5 protein-coding genes are annotated in these 3,813 nt (G+C 70.0%); 1 reads left to right on the top strand and 4 read right to left on the bottom strand.

All coding sequences use genetic code 11. From position 1 onward, the window contains the following. The 4 genes from G6021_RS06040 to G6021_RS06025 all read right to left on the bottom strand — a co-directional run. The coding region (locus G6021_RS06040; protein WP_182640852.1) for a ribonuclease HI at positions 1-515 on the bottom strand (515 nt) is incomplete at its 3' end. 69 nt (positions 516-584) lie between these two features. Further along, a complete protein-coding gene (locus tag G6021_RS06035; protein WP_179524739.1) occupies positions 585-827 on the bottom strand; it encodes a hypothetical protein in 243 nt (80 codons plus the stop codon). Between the two features lie 45 nt (positions 828-872). Then, positions 873-2,057 carry an acyl-CoA desaturase gene (locus G6021_RS06030; RefSeq protein WP_182639345.1) on the bottom strand — a complete coding sequence of 395 codons (1,185 nt, stop codon included), beginning with the start codon at positions 2,055-2,057 and terminating at the stop codon, positions 873-875. 61 nt (positions 2,058-2,118) lie between these two features. Continuing rightward, the gene (locus G6021_RS06025) at positions 2,119-3,267 is read right to left on the bottom strand and encodes an iron-sulfur cluster-binding domain-containing protein (RefSeq protein ID WP_182640851.1); all 1,149 of its coding nucleotides are present in this window, start codon (positions 3,265-3,267) and stop codon (positions 2,119-2,121) included. Between the two features lie 252 nt (positions 3,268-3,519). On the opposite strand from G6021_RS06025, the gene G6021_RS06020 reads away from it, so the two are divergent. Further along, positions 3,520-3,813 (top strand): TetR family transcriptional regulator (locus G6021_RS06020; protein ID WP_182640850.1); only part of this gene is annotated, 294 nt, incomplete at its 3' end.

The following is a 3,813-nucleotide window of genomic DNA, read 5'->3' as shown; positions in this document are numbered from 1 at the left end:
CCGTTGACGGCGGGGGGGACGGCCGGGTCGCCACCCGCACCGACCGACCGAGCTCCCGGGAACCCGGGGCCGGACGCGGGCTCCCGACCCGACGCCCAGGCCTTGGCGGCCCCGTTCGCCAGGACGTCCGCCTTCTCGTTGAGCTCGTGTCCTGCGTGACCCTTGACCCACTCGAAGGTGACCTCGCGGCCCTTCATCGCCTCGTCGAGCGCCTTCATGACCTCGACGTTGAGGACGGGCTTCCCGTCGGCCTTCTTCCAGCCCTTGCGCTTCCACCCGGCCATCCACTTTGTCACCGAGTTGATGACGTACTGCGAGTCGCACAGGATGTGCAGCGGCTCGGGGGAGTGCGCGGTCTGACGAAGAAGGTCCAGGACCGCGGTGAGCTCTCCCTGGTTGTTGGTGCCCCGTGTCCAACCGCCGCATCGCCACCGCGATTCGTCGATGTACCAGGCCCATCCGGCCGGGCCGGGGTTACCGAGAGCGGAGCCGTCCGCGGCGGCGATGATCGTCACATCGAGCGATCCTGCCACCGTGGCCGGGGGGAGGACCCACCGGCCACGGTCATCGGGTCACCAGCGGCCTCAACCGTTGAGGTCGCCGTCCTCGATACCGTCCAGGTCGATCGCGGGGGAGCGCTTGCGCTCGTCGAGGCGGGCGGCCCGGGCCGCCTCCCTCATCTCGATCCCGTCGGTGACGAAGTCGCCGACCTCCTTGGCGATGGAACCGACCGCGTCGGTGATGATGACGGCGATCCGGCCGACGAGGGACGCCCCCGCCTGGACACCTGCCTGGACCTGGTCCTTGTTGCGCTCGAAGTCGCTCATCGGATCCGCTCCCTTCGTCAGTGGTGTCCACGAAGGTACCCCGGCTCAGGCCGCGGGTGTCACCTTCCTGCGCTCGATGAGCACGGCCGGCGTGTCCGCCGGGGTGGGCGGCAGCGGCAGGGCCAACCGGAACATCTTGGACCAGACATTGGCCACCTGCTTCCACAACGGGCCGGTCGTGTAGGGAAGGCCGTGCTCCTCGCAGATCGCCCGGACCTCCTCGGCGATCTCCGGGTAGCGGTGAGCGGGCAGATCGGGGAAGAGGTGGTGCTCGATCTGGTGCGAGAGGTTGCCGGTGGCCAGGTGCATGAACGGGCTGCCCGAGATGTTGGCCGAGCCGAGCATCTGGCGCACATACCACTCGCCACGGGTCTCCTCGGCCGTCTCCTCCTGGGTGAAGACCTGGGCGCCGGAGGGGAAGTGCCCGCAGAAGATCACCGAGAACGCCCAGACGTTGCGGACGAGGTTGGCGGTGAGGTTCCCGGCGAAGGTGAGCGGGAACAGCGGCCCGGTGAGTGCCGGGTGGACGATGTAGTCCTTGGCGACCTGACCTCGCATCTTGCCCCACCAGCCGGCGAGCAGGCCCTTGACGTCCGACCACTTGCGCTTGCCCTTGAGCACGTTGTCGTACTCCAGGTCGTGGAGCATGACGCCCCACTCGAACGCCATCATGAGTCCGAACGCGTACAGCGGGTTACCCAGGCGCAGCGGGGTCCACTTCTGCTCGTACTCCATGCGCAGGATGCCGTATCCGATGTCGCGGTCGAGATCGAGGATGTTGGTGTGCGTGTGGTGCATGTAGTTGTGCGAGTGCCGCCACTGGTCGGACGGGCACACGTTGTCCCACTCGAAGCTGGACGAATGGAGCATGTCGTCGCGCATCCAGTCGTACTGGCCGTGCATGACGTTGTGGCCGATCTCCATGTTGTCGAGGATCTTGGAGGCGCTCAGCGCGGCCACCCCTGCGAGCCACGCGGGCGGCAGGAAGCCGAGGAACATCAGGGCGCGCCCGGTCAGCTCGAGTCGACGCTGCATGCGGACCACCCGGAGGATGTAGTCGCGGTCGGCGGTGCCCAGGTCGGCCACCACGCGGTCGCGGATGGCGTCGAGTTCACGGCCGATGATCTCCACCGACTCGGCGGACAGGACCACGGGCTCGGGGGCGGTGGCTTTCGGCTTGGAGGTCTTGGGCTTCGTGGAGCGGATGGTGGGGAGCTGCAGGAGGGTCATGACGGGAGTCCTTCCGGTCGTTCCGGTGGGTACGGGTCGGGTTGTGACGGTGTCGGGGGGTCTAGAGCTCGATCTCGACGTCGCCCACGGGCGCGGAGACACAGATCTGGACCAGGCAACCGGGCTCGGTGTCGACCTCGCCCGTCCTGAGGTCGCGGGTCGCGCCGGAGACCCGGACGGCGGTGCAGGTGTGGCAGATGCCCATCCGGCAGCCGTGCTTCGGGGACAGCCCCGCGGCCTCCGCGCCCTCCAGCAGCGTGGTGCCGGAGTTGTGGGCGGCGACACCGCTCCTGACGTGGGTGACGGTCCCGCCGTCGCCCTCGGGCACGGGTCCGTTGGAGGCGGTGAAGCGCTCGCGGAGGACGTCCCCGTAGCGCTCCGCTCCGAGGCCGTCCGACAGGCCGTCGGCCAGGCCGTCGGGTCCACAGAGGAAGACGGTGGCGTCGGAGTGCCACGGTGCCACCTCGTCGAGGTGGCCCTCTGTCAGGTGGCCGACCAGGTCCCGCGACGACGGGTCGGAGGTGACTGACGGGTCCGGGTGGCCCGAGGTGTCTGACGGGTCCGGTGCCACGGTGGGGACCACCCGGACCTCGACACCGGCGCGCGAGAGTTCGCGGATCCGGTCGCGGAACGGCACGTCCTCGACCCGGCGGGCGTAGTGGAGCCACGCGACACGGCCGGTGGCCCCCTCCCCGCAGTGGCCCTCCCCGGCAAGGGTGGAGGCGATGGAGAGCATCGGGGTGATGCCGCTGCCGCCGCTGACCAACAGCACGTCGGTCGGGCGTGCGTCCGGGAGGGTGACCTCCCCGACGGGGTTCCCGAGGAGCAGTCGCATCCCGGGAGCGGCCTCGGACCACAGGTGTTCGGAGACCACGCCCCCCGGATGCCGGCGGACGGCGATCGTCGCCAGGCCGTCGGACCGCGCGGCGGAGTCCACCGGGGAGTAGTGACGGCGGTGGACGACGCCGTCGACCACCACGCCGATCTCGAGAGCGGCTCCGGGGGCGGGCCGGTCGACCCCGGCCGGGAGCCGGAGCGTGATGACGGTGACGTCGGAGACGGGCCGGTCGACGGCGACGACCGTCGCGCCGGTCGGGTCGTCGGACCAGCTCACTCCGAGTGAGCGGACGTAGTGCTCCACCGGGTGCGGGGTGAGCAGGGTGCGGGTGATCCCGCGGGAGAAGAGTCGGCTGATGGTCGGGGCGGTCATGAGGAACTCCGGAAGGTAGTGGTCGGTGTGGTCGTGCGCCGTCGGACGCGGCCTACTGCCGTGATGTGCGGTCCCGACCTCACGGTCGCGGCTGCACCACGGGGGCGTATCCGGCCGGTTCGACCACCGGACGAGTTTGAGTGTACATACGTTCTCTCAAATGGAAAGGGGCACGCCGCTGTCACGTGGGTCACACTCCGACGGGGGGTTCCCCACATGCGGATACAGGCCTCAGGCGGTAGCATCACGGGCGTGGCGACACCAGGTACCCGGGCGGAGCAGAAGCGGCACACACGTGCACTCATCGTTGCCGCGGGCCGCCACGCGGTGGCCACGCGGGGATTCTCCGGCCTGGTCGTCCGCGAGCTCGCACGCGAGGCGGGCATCGTCCCCACCGCGTTCTACCGGCACTTCGAGTCGGTGGACGCCCTGGCCACCGAGATCGCGGCGGGGGCTGCCGAGGCGCTGGGCGAGCTCGTCGACGACCTCGTCGCAGGGCCGGCATCGGATCCCGTCGTGGACTGGCCCGGTCGGGCCTCGGCCGCC

It is taken from the genome of Dietzia sp. CW19 (assembly GCF_014145265.1).
Lineage (GTDB): Bacteria > Actinomycetota > Actinomycetes > Mycobacteriales > Mycobacteriaceae > Dietzia > Dietzia natronolimnaea.
Note: the sequence above shows the minus strand (reverse complement) of the source record. Positions and strands in the feature narration are given on the sequence as shown.